Raw genomic sequence first — 19,754 nt, 5'->3', positions numbered from 1 at the left:
AAAAATCAGTATATAAGGTAATGCTGAATAAAAGTAGTATAGAATAATAAGTTAGTAATAAGGAGAAGTAATAATAAAGTAAGGAGGAACGATGAATGAGAGTAAAAGAGAAAGGAAAGTAATGTAAAAAATAATGAGGTAAAAGAAAGAATAATTAGGAGGTAGATAAAAAGAAAGTAAAGAGAAGATTAAAAATAAGACAAAAAGGAGTCAAAAAAGGATAAAAAATCAATCAAAACATAAATAACCCTATTTTTCGTACAAGAAGCATTTAGTAGGATAGTAGAATATTAAAGTAGTATAAAATAGGGGGAAGTATGAGATGAAGAAATCCGTAAGACTATTTGGTATTATAATATTTGTGTTAGTAATATTATCTTTTCGAGGAGGCGTTGTAAAGGCGTCGAACGAAGAGTATACATATAAAGAACTTTCTGAGGGAAATATTGAAATAGAAAGTTATATGGGAAATGATAAAGAAGTAGTTATTCCCGATGAAATATGTGGTAAGAAAGTTGTAAGCCTCGGGGAATATTCTTTTTGTTGGTCTGATATAGAAAAAGTAACGTTGAATAAAAGTCTAGTAAAAATATCAAGAAATACATTTTCGTCTCTTTCAAATTTAAAGGAAGTAATATTTAATAAAAATTTAAAAGAAATAGACGAAAATTCTTTTGCGGATTGTAAAAGTCTGACTTCTGTAAATATACCTCAGGGAGTAAAAAAGATAGGCGAAAGTGCATTTAATAAATGTACTTCTCTTGAAAATGTAAATCTGTCCTGCTCGATAAAAACTATAGAAAAAAATACTTTTTTCGGGTGTATATCCTTAAGGAATATAACGATGACGGATGATATAACAGATATAGGAGAAAGTGTTTTTTATGGTTGTAAGAAACTTGAAAGTATTTGTCTTCCTGAAAATCTGAAAACTATAGGTGAAAGCTGTTTTAGCGGCTGCAGTTCTTTGAAGAGTATTACAATACCGAGAGGTGTTACCGGTATAGGTAAGAATGCGCTAAAGGGTGTGGCTGATGATTTTAAGATACATAATAATTCTATTGTGGAAATAACCGATGATATATATCCAAGTGAGGATATAACGAATAAGTATGTTTCCTTGAGTTTAAAGTATAATTCCGGCGGAAGTGCAGAATTAAGGTGCGGAGATGATATAATAAAAGAAGCAGTATCTGTAAAAGTCGGAAGCAAGATAAAAATAAATATAAGCAGTGATATCGGTAATATATATAAAGTCAAAGTAAACGGATACTATATTTCAAAACCTTATGAGTTTACTGTCGGTAACTTAGATTATAACGTGGAAGTGGAATTTAAGAAATGTAGAGCTCATGATTATTGTGATGATAATATCGTTTACAAGAAAGCAACTTGTACATCAATAGGGACTGTTACTAAGAAGTGTATATATTGTTCCTTACCTGTTACACAGAAGAATAGCGAGGCATTGGGACATAGTTACGGAGGATATGTAACGGATAAGAAGTCTACATATAAGTCTTACGGAGAGAAATCCAGACATTGCAGCAGGTGTAAGAGCAGGATAAATATAACAAAGATACCGAAGTTAATATATGTGAGTAAAGTAAAACCAAAAGCGGGAAGTAAGAGGCTTGAGGTTGGGAATAGATATAAAATGTCGATAAGTGTATCGCCTTCAAGTGCTTATAATAAGACGTTTAGATATGTTTCAAGCAGTAAAGTATGCAGTGTAAGTTCAAAGGGAGTTGTTAGCGGGAAGAGAGCGGGAAGCTGCAGTGTGAGTGTGATAGCGAAAGACGGGAGCGGGAAGAAGGGGACGGTAAAGATAAAAGTATACCCGAAGAAGATAGCAAAAGTAAAGTTAAAGAGCACAAAGAAGAAGGCGAAAATAAGTTACGGTAAGAGTTTGGGAGCGAGTAAGTACGAGATATACAGATCGACTAAGAAGAGGAGCGGGTATAAGAGGATAAAGGTGACGAGAAATAGGAGTTATGTGGATAAGGGAGTAAAGGGGAGAAGGGTTTATTATTATAAGGTAAGGGGAGTTAGCGGAAAGTATAAGTCTAGTTTTTCTAGGGTTGTTAGGGTTAGGGTGAGGTGATTTCCTTTTATTAATATTTTATGTATCTTCATATGAATAAATTTCCTAATTTAGGAAAAAAATTAAATGGAGGTATTTTAACATGAAAATTTATGGTTATGTGAGGGTGTCAACAAAAGAGCAGAATATAGCTAGGCAGATTGAAGCTATGAGGAATTTTCCCATCGAAGAAAAGAACATCATAGTAGATAAAATAAGCGGTAAAAACTTCAATAGACCTAACTATAAAAAGTTACTTAAAAAAATGAAGAAAGGTGATGTTCTGGTAGTTAAGAGTATTGATAGGCTTGGCAGAAATTATGATGAGATTTTAGACCAGTGGAGAATACTTACTAAAGAGAGAGATATTGATATTGTCGTTATGGATATGCCTCTTTTGGATACCAGAGAAGGAAGGGATTTGACCGGAACGTTGATTGCCGATATTGTTCTTCAGCTTCTAAGTTACGTTGCACAGTCGGAAAGAGAAAACATAAAACAAAGACAAAAAGAAGGAATAAAAATAGCTAAGGAAAAAGGTGTGAAATTTGGCAGACCAAGGCTTGATGTTCCCGATGAGTTTTTCTCTTTATATGATTTATGGAAAAACGGGCAGGTTTCTTCAAGAGATGCAGCTGAGAAACTTAATGTTTCTTACCAGACCTTTTTAAGATGGACCAAAAGGATAGTAAGAGGAGATTTATTTGCATAAAAAAAGACGCTTAGGCGTCTTTTTTAGTCTACTGTTTTATTTTGTGTCATATTAGAGACTATTGATTGTCTGTTGATTTTGGCATTAATCCCGTCAGGTTCCAATGCTATTACGGCAGTATCTTCTTCTACACTTACTACTTTTCCTATAAAGCCTCCGGCAGTCATTACTTCATCGCCGTTTTTTAATTCGTTAAGTAAATTTTGATGTTCTTTAAACCTTTTTTGTTGTGGTCTGATTGTCATAAAATATGTTATTCCAAATAGAACGACAATAATGCCAATCATCACTATAAAATCTTGTCCCATAAGTTTCTATCCTCGCTTTTTATTTTTATATTATACCATATTCTTTCTCAAACTCATGCTTAAATTCCAAAAATCTATCATTCATTATAGCATTTCTCATATTTTCCATAAGTTTCAAAGTAAAATATAGATTATGATAGCTTACCAACATACTGGAGAGTATCTCTTTGCATATTACCAAATGTCTTAAGTATGCTTTTGTATAATTCCTGCATACATAACAGTCGCATTTACTGTCCAAAGGAGTAAAGTCTTCTTTATATTTTGCATTTTTAAGAGTTACTTTCCCATTACTTGTAAGTGCTGTCCCGTTTCTTGCCATTCTTGTTTGCAGTACGCAGTCAAACATATCTATACCGCTTTTAACTCCTTCTAAAAGCGCATCAGGGCTTCCTACACCCATCAAATATCTAGGCTTACCTTTGGGAAGCAGGGGAGTTGTATAATCCAGTAAATCAAACATCATATCCATGGGTTCTCCGACACTTAGTCCTCCCAGTGCATATCCCGGAAAATCCAAATCGATCAACTGCTCTGCCGATTGTTTTCTTAAATCTTTGAACATTCCTCCTTGTACGATGCCAAAGAGTCCTTGGTTCTCAGTGTTTTTATGTGCTTCTTTACATCTTTTTGCCCATCTTGTAGTCATTTCAAGGGAGTCTTTTGTATATTTTTTATCTGCTCCGTAAGGAACACATTCATCGAATGCCATCATAATGTCTGAACCTAAATTATTTTGTATCTCCATTGATTTTTCAGGGCTTATAAAATGACGGCTTCCGTCTATATGACTTCTGAATGTAACCCCCTCTTCTGTAATATCATTCGTTTTACTTAGTGAAAATACTTGAAACCCTCCGCTGTCGGTAAGAATAGGTCTGTCCCAATTCATAAATTTATGAAGTCCGCCTGCTTTTTTTATTATATCATCTCCTGGTCTTAAATATAGATGATATGTATTTCCGAGGATTATTTTTGCATTTATCTCTTTTAAACTTTCGGGGAGCATTGCTTTGACTGTAGCTCTGGTCCCTACCGGCATAAAAATAGGAGTCGGTATCTCCCCGTGAGGAGTTATTATTTTTCCGACTCTGGCTCCGCTTCGTTTATCTTCTTTAATAAGTTCATATTTTATTGCACTCATATTTTACAGCTCATCCTTTTTGTTATATCCGAGAGAATTTAAAATATTAGGTTTATCTCTCCATTCATCTTTAACCTTAACCCAAAGCTTAAGATTTACCTTTGTACCGAGCATTTCTTCGATTTCTCTTCTCGATGAAGAGCCGATTTTCTTAAGCATTGAACCGTTTTTACCTATGATGATCCTTTTATGATTTTCTCTTTCCGTATAGATATTAGCTTCTATATCGTAGAGATCTTTGTTATCTCTTTTTTTCATTAACATTATCTCTACGGCTGTCCCGTGAGGTATTTCTTCTTTTAAAGAACGCAGGATCTTTTCTCTGATAAGTTCGCTTATTACAAATCTTTCGCTTCTGTCCGTTACCATATCTTCGGGGAAATACATAGGTCCTATAGGTAGATATTTTTCTATTACTTCTACTAGTTCGTTGATGTTTTCGCCTTTTATAGCACTTATCGGTACTATTTCTTTAATAAAATCATACTTTTCATATAATTTTATTTTTCCCAGTATTTCATCTTTTGTTATCTTATCTATCTTGTTTATTACGAGGATCACCGGAGTTTTTTCTTTTTTTAATTTTTCAATTAAAAATTCATCTCCTTTTCCTATTGTTGTGTCTTCTTCCACTAAAAATAGAATGACATCTACTTCTTTATAGGATTCTCCCGCTACTTCTACCATGTAATCGGATAATTTGCTTTTGGGTTTATGAAATCCGGGGGTATCGATAAATACCATTTGTGAAGTATCAGTTGTTCTTATACATCTTATATTGTTTCTTGTGGTTTGAGGTCTGTTTGAGACTATTGATATTTTTTGTCCCAGTAGTAAATTAAGAAGTGTAGATTTTCCTACGTTCGTTCTGCCCACTATTGATATAAATCCGCTTTTAAAATTATTGTTCATTGATTATCCTCGTATTAAATTTATTATTTTTGGTATATAAAGTACCGCGCCCATTAAAACCGCCATAAAAGCACCTATCAAGACTGCGCATGCGGCTGAGTCTTTTGCTCTCTTTGCATTTTCATTCATTTCTTTTGTTGCACAGTTTACAGCTTCTTCTATTGCAGTATTTACCGCTTCCAGTATTATTACTAAAAATATAGTAAATCCAAGTGCGATCCATTCAAAATATGAGAACTTTAGAATAATCGCTCCGATTATTGCAAGTACCGCACATGTGCAGTGGATCTTAAAGTTTTGCTGTGTCCTGAAATTATATTGAACGCCATGCCAGGCATATCTAAAGCTTTTAAATAGTCTTTTTATATGTCTTATCATATCTACTCCTTATTCTCTAGGTAAGTCTAAAATATTCATCACTTTTTCTTCATGCACACGCATTTCTTTTTTTTCTTCTTCTTTCATATGGTCAAAGCCTAAAAGATGAAGTGTCGAATGAACGGTCAAATAACATATTTCCCTGTCTAAACTGTGTTTGAATTCTATGGATTGTTCCTTTGCTTTGTCTAAGCATAAAACAACATCTCCGAGAATAATTACTTCGTCTTCGAATTCATCATCATCCATAGGAAAAGATAAAACATCGGTTGTTTTATCTATATTCCTATAGTAATTGTTTAGTGTTTTTATCTCTTCGCCGTTTACAAGTGAAACGCTTACCTGTGAGGGTTTTGTAAAGTTTTCATATTCCAATGTTTTGTTTATCGCAAGTTCAATTTTATTATAAGTTTCTTCGCTTACATCTTTGCCGCTTCTGTTGTCAAATAGTACTTCGGTTTCTATCATGTTTATTGTTACCTCTTTTGTTACTTTGTTGTGTTGATACTTTTTTCCTGTTCGGGGTACTGCACTCTTTCATGATATACCCCTGTTAATACTCTGAAAAATGTCTTCTTTATTACATCTATGTCCTGCATTTTAAGCGGTGAATTGTCAAGCTGGTGATCAGCTATTTTACTGCTTACTATTTTATCTATCATAGCTCTAATTGCTTCTTTGTTGCCGGTATCGAGGCTCTTGACTGCTGCTTCGACTCCGTCTGCCAGCAAGACAACGGATGTTTCTATTGTCGTTGGTCTTGGTCCGTCATATGAATAAGTTTTTATATCAGGCTCAACACCTCTGCTTTTTTCTTTGTAATAGAAAAATTGAATTAGTGCATCTCCGTGGTGGGTCTTTATAAAATCTATTATTTCTCTTGGTAATCTGTATTTGTTTGCAAGGTATACTCCGTCGCTTACATGATTTTTTATTATCCTGACGGATACGTTAGGGTCCAAATGGTCATGTGGATTATTCCCGTGCTGCTGATTTTCACTGAAGAATAAAGGTTTTTCACATTTACCGATATCATGGTAATATGCTCCGACTCTTGCCAATAGTCCGTTTGCACCTATTTCACTGCATGCCTCTTGTGCAAGGTTACCTACGAGCAGACAGTGATGATAAGTCCCCGGTGCTCCCGTTATAAGTTTTCTCATAAGTTCATTTGTAGGGCTTGACAATTCAAGGAGTTTGAATGGGGTAAGTATATTGAATATATATTCCCAAAATAACATCATGCCCATTGAAACTACGCCTGAAAGTACTCCGTTTATACCCGCATACATTATGTTATATACCATGCTCACTCCAAGAGTATTTCTTAGTATACTATATATAAGTACTATTATCATATTAGCCGCACTTACTATTATGGCAGCTTTGTATATTTTGCTTCTTTCCTGGACTCTTTGCATATATAATATCCCTACAAATCCCGATAATAGTAAGAACACTATTGCTTCGGTGTTGATATCCAGTGCGACGGATAAGAATAAAACTATAAATACGTTTGTATTGATTGCTATTCTCGGACTTAAAAGTATACATAAAGTCATACTCATAATTGACACGGGTATCAAATATATATTAAATAAGCTTGCCAGCTGAGCTAGTACTATCATAAGCAGGAACTGACATGCTATCAATGCCAGCATTTTATTATTGTAGAATATATCTTTATGAAAAGTCCTTAAATATAAAATGTATACCAACATTAGGAACAGAAGCATTGCCGCGATCCCTATTATGCTGTTATAATCATCAAAAATGCCGCTTCTTATCAGTGAGCCTTCTTTTAGTACATTTATCTGATTTTGGGTTATGATGTCTCCTTTTTTAATTATAACCTCGCCGGGTTCGTAAGTAATATCTTCAACCGCATTCTTTGCATTTAATTTAGCTTGGTTAGTAGCATCTTCGTTTAAAACCATATTGGCCTTTAAACTGTTTTTAACCACTTCCTTTAAGGCTTCGCTTACTTCGTGATTAAATGATGATGAAGTATAATGCTTATTTATTTTCTTATAATAAGTATTCATACTGTCGGATATGACTTCATCTTTATAAAGGTTATCCAGTAAGGATAATATATCTTTTTTTATTTGCTTTAATGAAGCTGCATCTTGCTTTATAAGTGCTTGATAAGTTTCCTTTGTTAAATCTATCCCTGATTTTGAATTGTATATCTTAATGTTCTCATCTGTCAAATCTTTATCTTTTATATTTGTTATTTCTTTAAATAACTTATTTATATTAGTTTCAACAGATTCTTTTGTCCCCGGGATATAGTCATAAACGTTTGGTGTCTGACTTACTGCCTGATCTTTTAAACTGTTTGTAAGAGAAGTATTTACTATTTTTCTGGGTGCAATGATGTCTTCCGAAGCAACTTGTCCAACTTCCAAATCGTATCTTTGAGGGATAGAACTTATGAAAGTTAAAATAAATGCCAAAATAAAGAATATTACGGCAATGGATAATTTAACTTTCCTGTTGGTTTTCATGTTTTCGAAGAAAATAGAAATATTAGTCTCTTTGTTTTTTTGTTTCGTATGTTTCATAAGCTTCTATGATCCTTTGTACTAAAGGGTTTCTTACAACGTCTTTTTTTGTTAGATGTACAAAGTCCACTCCTTCAACTTTATTTAGTATCCTTTCCGAATATATAAGTCCCGATTTTTTACCGCTCGGTAAATCGACTTGGGTCACATCGCCTGTTACAACTGCTTTTGAGCCTTCTCCAAGTCTGGTTAAAAACATCTTCATTTGTTCTTTCGTCGTGTTTTGTGCTTCATCCAATATAATGAAGGAATCATTAAGTGTCCTTCCCCTCATATAAGCAAGAGGAGCTATTTCTATATGTCCTCTCGCTGTATTTCGTTCATAAGACTCACTTCCCATTATCTCAAACAGTGCGTCATATAAAGGTTTTAAATAAGGGTCTATTTTTTCTTTTAAATCTCCCGGTAAAAATCCGAGGCTTTCTCCCGCCTCTACTGCCGGTCTTGTAAGTATTATTCTGGAAACATCACCGTTTTTTAATGCTTTTACCGCAAGTGCGACTGCAAGATAAGTCTTACCTGTTCCTGCAGGTCCTATCGAAAATACTATGTCGTTTCTTTTTGTTGCATTAATAAACGCACTTTGTCCTATAGTCTTTGTCTTTATTGGTTTACCTTTGAATGTATAACATATTACCTGATCAAAATTTGATATGTTTTTTTTGTTTTCTTCTATTAAGCTTAGAAGATAATTGAATGTTTGATCCGTAATGGCTGTATTTTCGTTTACTCTGTTTATCATACATCCGATAAGTTCCTTTGCCTTGGATACATTCGTTTCTTCTTCACCTTGGATTTTTATGACATTATCTCTAAGTGTGATTTTGACATTAAAATGCTCCTCTGTAGACTTTATATATTTGTCATTACTGCCGAAAACCAAGACGATATCCTCGATTTCTTTCGGCATTTCAAGATTTATAGTGAAATTTTCCAATTAAATCTCCTTATTTTTTGTTTATTTGTCTTTCTTCTACTATATTTTCTTTTATTTTCACTTTCGCAGTGATACTGTAATAATTGTTATCTAATGTATCAATACTTAAATATATATCAACTATGTTGTCTTTGTCAATATTTTGGGTTTTATTTAACACATCTATGACTTCTTTTTTTATCTGATTTTTGTCTTTTTTCTCTAAATTGTTTATATTATACCATTTTGTCGTACTTTGCTCTATAGGTATGGGGATAAAAAGTATTTTTACTTTCTTTTTTTCTTCTTTTACTCCGATATAGCTCTTGTTTGCTACAGTTTTTTTATAGTTAATGGTCCTGTTTTTAAATGAATAAGCAGTTTCTTTTGTGAACTCGTCACTGTCCTTTATAACATATGGATTAATTATTATATCTTTATAAGTGTAAGTGGTGTTTATAAAAACATCTCCCATGGCGTGGATGTAATAATGTTTTATATCGCCTTCTTTTCCTTCGTATTTGATTTTACCGCTTATAAGTAAACTGCCTTTTTTTACTTTATCACCTTTTTTTACTTTTTTTATACCATTATAGGCAATTATGCTTTCTATTTTTCCGCCTTTGCCTGCAACCAAATCTACTGCTTTTGATTTGTTAAATTTTTTTATAGGTGTATTTTTTTCAACGAGTTTGATGTTAGCCTGTGTTCCTTTATAATCTATTGTCACATCGGATAAATCATGGTATGTGTTTAATAACACTTTTGATATCTCTTTTTTATCTACTCCGTATTTATAGCATCCTTCTTTAAATCCCGCATCTTCCAGTGTGCTTAATATATCGTTTCTGTCTATCCTGTCCGTTCCTATTATTTTAATATCCCAAATGAAAAAAGAGAAAGCAAAAATAATAGCAGAAATTAAAAAGGCACTAAAAATAAAAACTCTTCTTTTTTTTAGTGACCCCAAAACAGACTTTTTACCATATTCATTTTTAATTTCTATTATGTATTGAGCTCTTTTTGCAATCCGTTCGGCTTTTTCAAAATCTGTCAGCATGATTTTAAATACTAATGTTGTTTTATCAAGTTTCTTTATATCCCAAATGGATATGTTATTGTGATTAATTAAATTGATATATTTTTCGGGATGGAGTCCTTTTATCTCTACTAGGTAATATCCCATAATATAATGATAGAATTTTAAAATAAGCATAGTTTACTCCTATATGATGTATTCGATTGATGTTATCTGACCTTCTATAATCAGTTCTTCACTTATTAGAGTGGATAATAGTAAATCTTTTCCGTTGATTGATAATAGCCCGGAAGACGTATTTATCCTTATGTTTTCGGGGCTGTAGTATATAATTCCTTTATGGTTTATGATATTCATTTTCTCATTGCCCATGATTTCTATATTAAGTTTTTCTAAAAGTATTTCTTCGGGAAGCTGAAGAGACTTTGTTAATTTTTCTTTGGTGTCGTTAATAAAATTTTTCATGTTAAATGTATATGATAATCCTTTGTATTTATGTAAATATGGAATAAGAATAATTAACTATTTTTTTTATTATTAAAAATAAAAATATATTTATGGGGATATTTTAGAGTTAATAAAAAATAAAAGTATTTCATTACATATTATTTTCCTTTTATTTCCTTTATGCTATAATAATAATTAGTTCTAACTAACATTTTAATAAGAAAGGACGTAATAATAATGAGTGATTATATAATTACATGCTGCTCAACTGCTGATATGAGTGAGGAATTTTTTAAAGAAAATGAAATACCTCTTGCATATTTTCATTATATATTGGACGGTAAAACCTATGCAGACGATTTAGGTAAAAGTATTCCATTTGATAAATTTTATAAAATGATTTCTGACGGAGCTGTGCCTACGACTTCACAAATAAGTCCCGAGGAATATGTGGAACTGTTTGAACCCATACTAAAAAATGGCAAAGATGTCCTCCATATCACATTATCCAGCGGTATAAGCGGAACGATAAATTCAGCAAACATAGCTAAAGATATGATGAATAAAAAGTATCCCGAAAGGAAAGTCATAGTTGTAGATTCTCTGGGAGCCTCTTCGGGATATGGGTTGCTTGTGACACTGGCAAGGGAAAAACAAAAAGAAGGATTAAATATAGACGAATTGACAAAATGGGTAGAGGAAAATAGATTAAATATCCATCATTGGTTTTTCTCAACGGATTTAACAAGTTATTTCAGAGGAGGAAGGATATCCCGTACATCTGCTATATTTGGTACGGCTTTAAAGATTTGTCCTCTTTTAAATATGAGCTTTGACGGTAAATTGATACCAAGAAGTAAGTATAGAGGCAAAAAAAGAGTAATCGAAGAAATTGTTAAAAGAATGGAAGAGCATGCTGAGGGCGGACTTAAATACAGCGGTAAATGCTATATATCCCATTCGAACTGTATCGAAGATGCAAAAATCGTAGCCGAAAAGATAGAAGGTAAATTTCCTGAGTTAGACGGCAGGGTAATCATTAACAGTGTAGGTACAACAATAGGTTCTCACACGGGACCTGGTACAGTTGCTTTGTTCTTTATCGGTGATAAAAGAGTGGATTAGTAAGATAAAACAGCATAAAGAAGGAGTCCTTAAGGGACTCTTTTTGTTTGGATTTGTCGGAATATGTGATAAAATAATAATACAAATATTATTTAAAAAGGGAGAAATTATGAAAACTGTAAAGAAATTTGTATGTGTTTTAGTCATGTGTATGTTTGCATTTTCTTTCGTTCCTGTTATAAATGCAGGTAGTGAAGGATACATAAATACAAAGAATGTATATGTGGCTGTCAAGGAACAGAAACCTGCAAAGCCTGCAAAACTTAAAGCAAAAGCCGGCGTTAAGAAAGTAAAAATATCTTTTAAAAAGTCAAAGAATGCTAAAAAATATGAGATTTATCGTTCCACGAAGAAATCCAGCAAATATAAAAAAATAAAGACGGTAAAATCCAATAGGTACACAGATAAAAAGGTAAAGACAGGGAAGAAATATTATTATAAAGTAAGAGCTGTAAATTCATCAGGCAAGAGTCCTTTTACGAAACCTGTAAAATCCGGGAAAGTCAAGAAACCTTCTGGCAGTCATAATGTCGGCAGCGTTGTATATATAACAAGGACAGGAAAAAAATATCATGCGAAAAGTTCTTGTGTCAGACATCCTATAAAAACCACTTTATCAAAGGCAAAAAACATGGGGTATACTCCATGTAAGAAATGCTGTAGATAATATAGGTATTTAATTAGTTTTGGTAATAAAAGTAATTATTATAAATTTAATTATTATTCATAACATAAAAAAGTCATTTATATAATAAATGACTTTTTATTTTATTTATATATAATCATCATTAATATTTAATAAAAAGTGTGATTGTAGTATAATATGACATAAAAATTATATCTGTGGAGGAAAGTATGTTATATACAGTTCCGGATTATTATGATAAATTCTATTGTTTGGCTGATAAATGTCCCTTAAGCTGCTGCGAGGGCTGGAAAATCGTGATTGATAAAAATTCTCTTAAAGAATATAGAAGTATAGAAGGTCCTTTCGGTAACAGACTTAAAAATTCTGTCAACTGGAAAGAGGGGATATTTAAACAGCATAATAAAAGATGTGCATTTTTAAATGAAAAAAATCTTTGTGATATACATATTCAAATAGGTGCGGATATGATGTGTGAAACCTGCAGGACTTATCCTTCTCATATTGAAGAATATGATAATGAGAGGGAAATTTCTCTTGCGCTTTCTTGCCCTTCTGCCGCTAAAATTATTTTAGAGAATGAGAATATCGTTAAATTCATAACGACCGAAGATGATATTGAAGGTACCGAAGATGAAGACTTTGATATATTTTTATATTCCGCACTTATAGAGAGCAGAAAGGTAATCATAGAAATACTGCAAAACAGGAATGAAGATATTTACGTTTGTATGGCGAAAGTTTTAAATCTGTCAAATCATATTCAAGAAAAAATAGACAATGATAATATATTTGGTATCGAAGATATTTTAGATGTTTATAAATCTCGTAAAATATCCTATAATGACAACCTCAAAGTAGGATTAAATAAAGATGGGATACTAAATATATTAAATTTATTGGATGAGCTGGAAAAGTTAGATGAAGAATGGGGAAGAGATTTAAATAAATGGAAAAATGCTATTAGAGATTTCTCAGATAAAGATTTTAAATCTCCTGTTGTTTCTGATATAGAATTAGAACAAATGATGATATATTTTGTGTTTATATATTTTTGCTTGGCGGTGTACGATTACGATGTGTTATCCAAAGTAAAAATGGCTGTAGTAAGTACATTGATTTGGGAAAATATATGTAAGGCGGAAAGTTTTATACAAAATTTTGATGATAACAATTGTATACAAAAGGAAACAAAATTAGAACTCGCTTATAGGTATTCAAGAGAACTTGAACATTCTGATTTAAATCTTGATAAAATGGAAGACCTTATGTCAAAAATAGATATAAATGATTTGTTAACAGGTAACAAAAAATAAAACAGCTTATAAAAACAAACTGTTTATTTTTATTCATTGAGTAAATAAGTGTTTTAAAAGTGTTGTTTTACTTTAAAACCTTAAAAGGTGTTAATTATAATTAATGATAGGATATTAAATGTTTTTTATTTTCTTTCATGTAATTAGTTTTTTTATTTTAATATAAAATGATTTTTATTATATTCGATCAATCCTTCTTTTTGAATATTTGAAAGTTCTCTCGATAATGCACTTCTGTCTGTTGCTAAAAAGTCAGCCATTTGCTGTCTGTCAAATGGGATATAAAATGATTTATTTCCATTTAACTGTGCTTGGTCGGATAAAAATGAAAGTATTTTATCTCTTAAATTTCTTTTTGATAAGTATTCTATTTTCTTGTTTAATATTAAAGTCTTTTTAGATATTATTCTTAAAATATTTTTTGTAAATATATTTATAGCTTCAGAGCTTTTATTAGAATTTAGTATATTACTGATATTGATAAAAAGTATTCTTGAATTTTCTGTTGAGACTACGCTTACATTCAGCGGTTCTTCATATAATATGGAGAATATCTCAGCAAATAAATCTCCTTTATTTATATTTGCAACTATATTTTTATTTCCCCAGTAGTCTTCTTTTATTATCGAAGCTTTCCCCGATAAAAGTATACCAAATTTTTTCACTGTGTCTTCTTTATGATATATATACTCATTTTTATCGTATTCTTTTATATTGAAATCTCCCAATTTTAAAATTTCATTAATTTGTTCTTCTTTTATATTTTTAAATAAAATTGAGCCAGTTAAAACATTTATATATTTTTTCATATTTTATTCCTTTTGGTTGCAAATGCAACGTATTATTAATTATTAGTATAGTAAACTTACATTACAAAATCAATAAGAATAATTTTAAGGAGATTATTATGAAAAGAAGAATAATAAAAATAGATGAAGATAAATGTAACGGATGTGAGTTATGTGTCAATGCATGTCATGAAGGAGCTATAGGTATGGTTGACGGTAAGGCGAGATTATTAAGGGATGATTACTGCGACGGACTTGGAGACTGTCTTCCAACTTGTCCTACTGGAGCGATATCTTTTGAAGAAAGAGAAGCATTGGAATATGATGAAGAGGCTGTAAAGAAAAATATGATGAAAAAACAACAAGGTGAAAAACTTCCATGCGGATGTGTGGGAAGTAATTCAAAAAAAATAGTAAGAAATATTAATAATATATCCAACACTTCTAATAATGCTGAGAGTATGCTTACTCAGTGGCCTGTTCAAATAAAGCTGGCTCCCGTCAATGCACCTTACTTTGATAATGCAAAACTTCTGATTGCAGCAGACTGCAGTGCTTATGCTTACGGAAATTTTCACAGCGATTTTATAAAGGATCATATAACTTTAATAGGCTGTCCAAAATTAGACAGTGTGGATTATAGTGAGAAATTATATGAAATAATAAATCAAAATAAAATCAGGAGTATAACTCTTACAAGAATGGAAGTCCCATGCTGCGGAGGTATCGAACATGCCTTAAAGGAAGCTTTAAAGAAAAGCGGAAAGTTTATTCCTTGGAATATCGTTACGATTTCTACCGACGGAAGGATCATTGACCGTTTATAAATTTACATATTATGATCATGTTAATAAAAGTTTGTTGTAGATAATGGATTTTTATGTTAGAATTTGTTTACTTAATTTATTATAGAGATATTATGGGAGTAAATTAATGAAAAACAATTCAGTTAAAAATCTGATTATTGTAGTTATAACATTTTTAGTACTTATTGCATTATTGGTCGGTGGAATCGTATTCTTCTTTTCTAATTATTCCGAAGAAGTTAAAGATGCAGGTAATAATATTACAAATAGTTTGGAAAATAAGACACAGGACAAAAAAGACAGTTCCGGTATCGGTGAATTCTTTTCCGGTTTATTCGGTGATGACGAAGATGATTTTAGTGAAGGCAATATTTTCATAGACAATGTAGAGGAAGGTGACAGCTTCGACAAGGGTGATACTTTAAAGTTAACTCTTAAAGCAAAAGATATATTCGAAGACGGAAATACACAAATTTTTATCGGAATATATTCCAAAAAGGATAAAAAATATGTCTTTGATAAAACCATAGAGAATGTCAGCGGAGAAATAAGTGAAGACATCAACGTAGAGACAGGTAACTTTACTTCCGGAGAATATTATATTGATGCAATAATCAATGATACTGATAAGAAAGATTATGATCTTGTTGAAAACGGATGTGTTTATACCACTACAATAAATATAAAATAAAGCTATAAAATATAGCTTTATTTTTTTATAATATAATATTTTACAAATTATACCATTTGTTTTATATAAACTCTATATTAAGGTGATGATATGAAAAAGATAAATGGTTTTTTTGTAATTTTATTTTGTTTACTAAATTTAATACTTGGATTTTTCAGCGTATATTTTTGCTTATTTAAAATAAACTTATCAGTAATCAATTATACATTTCTGGGAATGTTTATTTTAAGTATAATTTTTACGCTGATAAGTGTAAAAAATTATGTAAAATATTAGAAAAATATGGTTTTTTTGATTAAAAAGGTATAAAATATATTTTATAAGTGTTTTTTATTATATAGTATTTATAGCGGATTTTTATAAGTGTAAAAAAAATGCTTGAAATGCCGATTTTTATTGACATTGAAAGGTTTTTTTGTTACACTTTTTAGGCTGACTGTGCGAAGGAGTTGAAAAAATGCTTGATGAAATATCTAAATCACAACATGTGGTTGGCACAAAACAGACTTTAAAAGCAGTTGAACAGAATAATGCTTTAAAGGTGTTTTTAGCTAAAGACACAGACGAGGCAATAAGAGAAAAAATCGTAAAAATTTGTAATAAAAATCATGTAGCTATAGAAGAAGTGGACAGAAAAGAAGAATTAGGCAAAGCATGCAATATCAGCTTAGATGCTGCCGTTGCTTGTATATTAAAAAACGAGGAAGGAGGAATAAGGTTTAATGCCAACAGTTAATCAATTAGTAAGAAAAGGTAGAAAAGAATTAGTTTACAAAACTAAATCTCCTGCTCTTAAATCTAACCCTCAAAAAAGAGGAGTGTGCACAGTTGTAAGAACTGCTACACCTAAAAAACCAAACTCAGCTATGAGAAAAATTGCCAGAGTCAGACTAGTTAACGGAATGGAAGTTACAGCTTACATCCCAGGAATCGGTCATAACTTACAAGAACATAGTGTTGTTATGGTTAAAGGCGGTAGAGTAAAAGACTTACCAGGTGTACGTTATAAGATTATTAGAGGAGCACTTGATACTCAAGGAGTTGCTGACAGAAAACAATCTAGAAGTAAATACGGTGCTAAGAAATAATTTATAATGTGTTGAACTATAAGGCAAGCCTTATACCTATATACGTGATATATAGAGCACAACGATAAATTTTACTTATCGAGTACCAATGAAAAAATTCAAATTATTAGGAGGGAAGTACAGTGCCAAGAAAAGGTCCAGTACCAAAGAGAGAGGTGCTACCTGATCCGATGTATAAATCTGTTTTAGTAACAAAGTTACTGAACAATGTTATGCTTGACGGAAAAAAAGGAGTAGCGCAAAAAATTGTTTACGGTGCGTTTGACATCGTAGCTGAAAAAACAGGAAAAGATCCATTAGAAGCTTTTGAAGAAGCTTTAAATAATATTATGCCTTCATTAGAAGTAAAAGCCAGAAGAGTCGGTGGTGCAACATACCAAGTACCAATGGACATCAGACCGGAAAGAAGACAAACTTTAGGTCTTAGATGGCTTATAACTTATACAAGAGCAAGAGGCGAAAAGACAATGAAAGAAAGACTGGCTGCTGAAATCATTGATGCACTCAATAATACAGGTTCGTCAGTTAAGAAGAAAGAAGATACTCATAAAATGGCAGATGCTAATAAAGCTTTCGCTCATTTTAAATGGTAAGGTGATTAAAAGATGGGTAGAGAGTTTAGTTTAGATAAAGTAAGAAATATCGGAATTATGGCTCATATCGATGCTGGTAAAACCACTACTACTGAAAGAATCTTATTCTATACAGGAAAGATCCACAAGATTGGGGAAACTCATGAAGGCGGAGCACAAATGGACTGGATGGAACAAGAACAGGAAAGAGGTATTACAATTACTTCTGCCGCTACAACATGTCACTGGAAAGGTCATGAAATAAACATCATTGATACACCGGGACACGTTGACTTTACAGTAGAAGTTCAGCGTTCACTTAGAGTACTAGACAGCTCTGTTGCTGTTTTCTGTGCTAAGGGTGGGGTTGAACCTCAAAGTGAAACAGTATGGAGACAAGCTGATAAATACAATGTTCCAAGAATTGCTTTTATTAATAAAATGGATATTATGGGAGCTGACTTCTATAATGTTGTTAACATGATTAGTGAAAGACTTGGTGCAAATCCGGTGCCTATTCAATTACCGATCGGTGCAGAGGAAGATTTCGTAGGTATCATCGACTTAGTTAAGATGAAAGCTTTCATCTATCATGATGATGAAGGTATAGATATCGAAGAAACAGAAATCCCTGCAGATATGGTAGATAAAGCTGAAGAGTATAGAGAAAAACTTTTAGAAGAAATTTCTGTAAACAGCGAAGAAATCATGGAAAAATATCTTGAAGGTGAAGAAATTTCTGAAAAAGAAATTATTGCAGCTTTAAGAGCAGGCGTTATAGGTCTTGATTTTATCCCTGTTCTTTGCGGTACAGCATTTAAGAATAAAGGTGTTCAAATGTTGATTGACGCTGTAGTTAATTTAATGCCTTCACCACTTGATGTGCCTGCTATGGTAGGTCATAATCCGAAGACAGGTGAAGAAATGGAAAGACATCCAAGCGATGACGAACCATTCTCAGCATTGGCATTTAAAATCATGGCGGATCCGTTTGTTGGTAAATTAGCATTTACAAGAGTTTATTCCGGAACACTTAAGAGTGGTTCTTATGTATATAACTCAACAAAAGGAAGAAAAGAAAGAGTTGGCCGTATCTTAAGGATGCATGCCAACGACAGAAAACAAATAGATGAAATCAGAACTGGTGATATCGTAGCTATCGTAGGTCTTAAAGATACTACGACAGGTGATACTTTATGTGCTGAAAATTCACAAGTATTGCTTGAATCTATCGAGTTCCCTGATCCTGTTATCTCTGTAGCTATTGAGCCTAAGACTAAAGCGGGACAGGAAAAAATGATTACAGCTTTGGTTAAATTAGCGGAAGAAGACCCAACATTCAGATTTAAGACTGATGATGAAACCGGTCAGACAATTATCGAAGGTATGGGTGAACTTCATCTTGAAATCATCGTAGACAGACTTCTTAGAGAATTCAAGGTAGAAGCTAATGTAGGTAAGCCACAGGTAGCATTCAAAGAGGCAATTACAAAACCTGCAAGATCTGATTACAAATATGCTAAGCAATCAGGTGGTAGAGGACAATACGGTCATGTTGTTATTGAAATCGAACCAAACGAAGAAGGCAAAGGATATGAATTTGTCAGCGAAATCGTTGGTGGTGCTATTCCTAAGGAATACATCGAACCTGTTAGCAAAGGTATTCAAGGAGCAATGGAATCCGGTATAGTTGCCGGATACGAAGTTCTTGATGTTAAAGTTAGATTAGTTGATGGTTCATATCATGATGTCGATTCATCTGAAATGGCCTTCAAATTGGCGGGTTCTATGGCATTCAAAGATGCTATGGCTAAAGCAGGTCCAGTTCTTGTTGAACCTATCTTCAAAATCGAAGTTGTTGTTCCTGAAGAATACCTTGGAGATGTTATGGGTGACTTGACATCAAGAAGAGGTAAAATAGAAGGTATGGAACTTAATAATGGTGTTCAAACACTTAGAGGATTTGTTCCGTTATCGGAAATGTTCCAATACACAACTGATTTAAGAAGCAAGACTCAAGGTAGAGGTACACATACTTTGACATTCTCGCATTATGAACCAGCGCCACAAAGTATGTTAGATAAACTTAAAAACGAATAATTATATATTTAGATTAAGGAGAAAGAAAATGGCAAGAGAAAAATACGAAAGAACGAAACCACATGTAAATATCGGAACGATCGGACACGTAGACCACGGAAAGACAACATTGACAG

At 32.4% G+C, this 19,754-nt stretch carries 22 protein-coding genes; 12 read left to right on the top strand and 10 right to left on the bottom strand.

Annotated features, from left to right (window positions below; translation table 11 throughout):
- Positions 1 to 322: 322 nt before the first annotated feature.
- Together Q0516_RS09120 and Q0516_RS09115 are read left to right on the top strand one after the other, a co-directional pair.
- Positions 323 to 2,104: a leucine-rich repeat protein gene (locus Q0516_RS09120; protein ID WP_294465022.1), complete on the top strand. Its 1,782-nt coding sequence runs from the start codon at positions 323 to 325 to the stop codon at positions 2,102 to 2,104.
- Between the two features lie 82 nt (positions 2,105 to 2,186).
- Positions 2,187 to 2,795 (top strand): recombinase family protein, encoded by a 609-nt coding sequence (locus Q0516_RS09115; RefSeq protein WP_294465018.1) that lies wholly within the window; start codon positions 2,187 to 2,189, stop codon positions 2,793 to 2,795.
- A gap of 23 nt (positions 2,796 to 2,818) precedes the next feature.
- Here Q0516_RS09115 and yajC read toward each other — a convergent pair whose 3' ends face one another.
- The 9 genes from yajC to yqfC are packed head-to-tail and all read right to left on the bottom strand — an operon-like array spanning position 2,819 to position 10,524.
- A complete protein-coding gene (yajC, locus tag Q0516_RS09110; RefSeq protein ID WP_257481125.1) occupies positions 2,819 to 3,103 on the bottom strand; it encodes a preprotein translocase subunit YajC in 285 nt (94 codons plus the stop codon).
- 25 nt (positions 3,104 to 3,128) lie between these two features.
- The gene (tgt, locus tag Q0516_RS09105) at positions 3,129 to 4,247 is read right to left on the bottom strand and encodes a tRNA guanosine(34) transglycosylase Tgt (RefSeq protein ID WP_294465013.1); all 1,119 of its coding nucleotides are present in this window, start codon (positions 4,245 to 4,247) and stop codon (positions 3,129 to 3,131) included.
- Positions 4,248 to 4,250: 3 nt separating this feature from the next.
- Positions 4,251 to 5,159 (bottom strand): GTPase Era, encoded by a 909-nt coding sequence (gene era, locus Q0516_RS09100; RefSeq protein WP_294465012.1) that lies wholly within the window; start codon positions 5,157 to 5,159, stop codon positions 4,251 to 4,253.
- Between the two features lie 3 nt (positions 5,160 to 5,162).
- Positions 5,163 to 5,537 (bottom strand): diacylglycerol kinase family protein, encoded by a 375-nt coding sequence (locus Q0516_RS09095; RefSeq protein WP_294465009.1) that lies wholly within the window; start codon positions 5,535 to 5,537, stop codon positions 5,163 to 5,165.
- A gap of 9 nt (positions 5,538 to 5,546) precedes the next feature.
- A complete protein-coding gene (gene ybeY / locus Q0516_RS09090; RefSeq protein ID WP_294465004.1) occupies positions 5,547 to 6,005 on the bottom strand; it encodes an rRNA maturation RNase YbeY in 459 nt (152 codons plus the stop codon).
- A 20-nt stretch (positions 6,006 to 6,025) separates the two neighbouring features.
- Positions 6,026 to 8,104, bottom strand: coding sequence for an HDIG domain-containing metalloprotein (locus Q0516_RS09085; RefSeq protein ID WP_294465002.1), 2,079 nt, complete (start codon positions 8,102 to 8,104; stop codon positions 6,026 to 6,028).
- Positions 8,070 to 9,014: a PhoH family protein gene (locus Q0516_RS09080; RefSeq protein WP_257481127.1), complete on the bottom strand. Its 945-nt coding sequence runs from the start codon at positions 9,012 to 9,014 to the stop codon at positions 8,070 to 8,072. The genes Q0516_RS09085 and Q0516_RS09080 overlap by 35 nt, the downstream gene beginning before the upstream one ends.
- A 37-nt stretch (positions 9,015 to 9,051) precedes the next feature.
- Positions 9,052 to 10,236: a sporulation protein YqfD gene (locus Q0516_RS09075; protein WP_257481119.1), complete on the bottom strand. Its 1,185-nt coding sequence runs from the start codon at positions 10,234 to 10,236 to the stop codon at positions 9,052 to 9,054.
- 9 nt (positions 10,237 to 10,245) lie between these two features.
- Positions 10,246 to 10,524 carry a sporulation protein YqfC gene (yqfC, locus tag Q0516_RS09070; protein ID WP_257481118.1) on the bottom strand — a complete coding sequence of 93 codons (279 nt, stop codon included), beginning with the start codon at positions 10,522 to 10,524 and terminating at the stop codon, positions 10,246 to 10,248.
- A gap of 219 nt (positions 10,525 to 10,743) precedes the next feature.
- Here yqfC and Q0516_RS09065 point away from each other — a divergent pair, with 219 nt between their 5' ends.
- From Q0516_RS09065 to fliB, 3 genes are all read left to right on the top strand, one after another.
- Positions 10,744 to 11,631 (top strand): DegV family protein, encoded by an 888-nt coding sequence (locus Q0516_RS09065; RefSeq protein ID WP_294464996.1) that lies wholly within the window; start codon positions 10,744 to 10,746, stop codon positions 11,629 to 11,631.
- A gap of 109 nt (positions 11,632 to 11,740) precedes the next feature.
- Complete coding sequence (locus tag Q0516_RS09060; RefSeq protein WP_294464993.1) at positions 11,741 to 12,298, top strand: hypothetical protein; 558 nt, start codon at positions 11,741 to 11,743, stop codon at positions 12,296 to 12,298.
- Positions 12,299 to 12,486: 188 nt separating this feature from the next.
- A complete protein-coding gene (fliB, locus tag Q0516_RS09055; protein WP_294464990.1) occupies positions 12,487 to 13,593 on the top strand; it encodes a flagellin lysine-N-methylase in 1,107 nt (368 codons plus the stop codon).
- A 152-nt stretch (positions 13,594 to 13,745) separates the two neighbouring features.
- Here fliB and Q0516_RS09050 read toward each other — a convergent pair whose 3' ends face one another.
- Positions 13,746 to 14,402, bottom strand: coding sequence for a Crp/Fnr family transcriptional regulator (locus tag Q0516_RS09050; protein WP_294464987.1), 657 nt, complete (start codon positions 14,400 to 14,402; stop codon positions 13,746 to 13,748).
- Between the two features lie 98 nt (positions 14,403 to 14,500).
- Between Q0516_RS09050 and Q0516_RS09045 the strand changes: the two genes are divergently transcribed.
- The 7 genes from Q0516_RS09045 to Q0516_RS09015 form a co-directional block, all read left to right on the top strand.
- Positions 14,501 to 15,208, top strand: a complete 708-nt coding sequence (locus Q0516_RS09045) for a 4Fe-4S dicluster domain-containing protein (protein WP_294464984.1) — start codon at positions 14,501 to 14,503, stop codon at positions 15,206 to 15,208.
- Positions 15,209 to 15,314: 106 nt separating this feature from the next.
- On the top strand, positions 15,315 to 15,878 hold the full coding sequence (locus Q0516_RS09040; protein ID WP_294464981.1) for a hypothetical protein: 564 nt from the start codon (positions 15,315 to 15,317) through the stop codon (positions 15,876 to 15,878).
- Between the two features lie 457 nt (positions 15,879 to 16,335).
- Positions 16,336 to 16,614, top strand: a complete 279-nt coding sequence (locus Q0516_RS09035) for a ribosomal L7Ae/L30e/S12e/Gadd45 family protein (protein ID WP_007048809.1) — start codon at positions 16,336 to 16,338, stop codon at positions 16,612 to 16,614.
- Entirely contained in the window at positions 16,601 to 16,966 is a 366-nt protein-coding gene (gene rpsL / locus Q0516_RS09030; RefSeq protein ID WP_007048810.1) for a 30S ribosomal protein S12, read from the top strand. Before Q0516_RS09035 ends, rpsL begins: the two co-directional genes overlap by 14 nt.
- 122 nt (positions 16,967 to 17,088) lie before the next feature.
- Entirely contained in the window at positions 17,089 to 17,559 is a 471-nt protein-coding gene (gene rpsG / locus Q0516_RS09025; RefSeq protein ID WP_257481111.1) for a 30S ribosomal protein S7, read from the top strand.
- A 12-nt stretch (positions 17,560 to 17,571) separates the two neighbouring features.
- Positions 17,572 to 19,638, top strand: a complete 2,067-nt coding sequence (gene fusA / locus Q0516_RS09020; RefSeq protein WP_294464962.1) for an elongation factor G — start codon at positions 17,572 to 17,574, stop codon at positions 19,636 to 19,638.
- Between the two features lie 28 nt (positions 19,639 to 19,666).
- A partial coding sequence (locus Q0516_RS09015; RefSeq protein WP_294465629.1) for a GTP-binding protein occupies positions 19,667 to 19,754 on the top strand: 88 nt, incomplete at its 3' end.

It is taken from the genome of uncultured Anaerofustis sp. (genome assembly GCF_938029165.1).
Lineage (GTDB): Bacteria > Bacillota > Clostridia > Eubacteriales > Anaerofustaceae > Anaerofustis.
This window is presented reverse-complemented; position numbering and strand designations above follow the sequence as displayed.

Bases quoted from the DNA above. Each gene is read 5' to 3' on its own strand.
- tgt (WP_294465013.1), bottom strand. From the start codon at position 4,247: ATGAGTGCAATAAAATATGAACTTATTAAAGAAGATAAACGAAGCGGA.
- Q0516_RS09065 (WP_294464996.1), top strand. From the start codon at position 10,744: ATGAGTGATTATATAATTACATGCTGCTCAACTGCTGATATGAGTGAG.
- Q0516_RS09050 (WP_294464987.1), bottom strand. From the start codon at position 14,402: ATGAAAAAATATATAAATGTTTTAACTGGCTCAATTTTATTTAAAAAT.
- era (WP_294465012.1), bottom strand. From the start codon at position 5,159: ATGAACAATAATTTTAAAAGCGGATTTATATCAATAGTGGGCAGAACG.
- fusA (WP_294464962.1), top strand. From the start codon at position 17,572: ATGGGTAGAGAGTTTAGTTTAGATAAAGTAAGAAATATCGGAATTATG.
- fliB (WP_294464990.1), top strand. From the start codon at position 12,487: ATGTTATATACAGTTCCGGATTATTATGATAAATTCTATTGTTTGGCT.
- Q0516_RS09120 (WP_294465022.1), top strand. From the start codon at position 323: ATGAAGAAATCCGTAAGACTATTTGGTATTATAATATTTGTGTTAGTA.
- ybeY (WP_294465004.1), bottom strand. From the start codon at position 6,005: ATGATAGAAACCGAAGTACTATTTGACAACAGAAGCGGCAAAGATGTA.
- Q0516_RS09085 (WP_294465002.1), bottom strand. From the start codon at position 8,104: ATGAAACATACGAAACAAAAAAACAAAGAGACTAATATTTCTATTTTC.
- Q0516_RS09040 (WP_294464981.1), top strand. From the start codon at position 15,315: ATGAAAAACAATTCAGTTAAAAATCTGATTATTGTAGTTATAACATTT.
- rpsL (WP_007048810.1), top strand. From the start codon at position 16,601: ATGCCAACAGTTAATCAATTAGTAAGAAAAGGTAGAAAAGAATTAGTT.
- Q0516_RS09095 (WP_294465009.1), bottom strand. From the start codon at position 5,537: ATGATAAGACATATAAAAAGACTATTTAAAAGCTTTAGATATGCCTGG.
- Q0516_RS09075 (WP_257481119.1), bottom strand. From the start codon at position 10,236: ATGCTTATTTTAAAATTCTATCATTATATTATGGGATATTACCTAGTA.
- yajC (WP_257481125.1), bottom strand. From the start codon at position 3,103: ATGGGACAAGATTTTATAGTGATGATTGGCATTATTGTCGTTCTATTT.
- yqfC (WP_257481118.1), bottom strand. From the start codon at position 10,524: ATGAAAAATTTTATTAACGACACCAAAGAAAAATTAACAAAGTCTCTT.
- Q0516_RS09080 (WP_257481127.1), bottom strand. From the start codon at position 9,014: ATGCCGAAAGAAATCGAGGATATCGTCTTGGTTTTCGGCAGTAATGAC.
- Q0516_RS09115 (WP_294465018.1), top strand. From the start codon at position 2,187: ATGAAAATTTATGGTTATGTGAGGGTGTCAACAAAAGAGCAGAATATA.
- Q0516_RS09045 (WP_294464984.1), top strand. From the start codon at position 14,501: ATGAAAAGAAGAATAATAAAAATAGATGAAGATAAATGTAACGGATGT.
- Q0516_RS09035 (WP_007048809.1), top strand. From the start codon at position 16,336: ATGCTTGATGAAATATCTAAATCACAACATGTGGTTGGCACAAAACAG.
- Q0516_RS09060 (WP_294464993.1), top strand. From the start codon at position 11,741: ATGAAAACTGTAAAGAAATTTGTATGTGTTTTAGTCATGTGTATGTTT.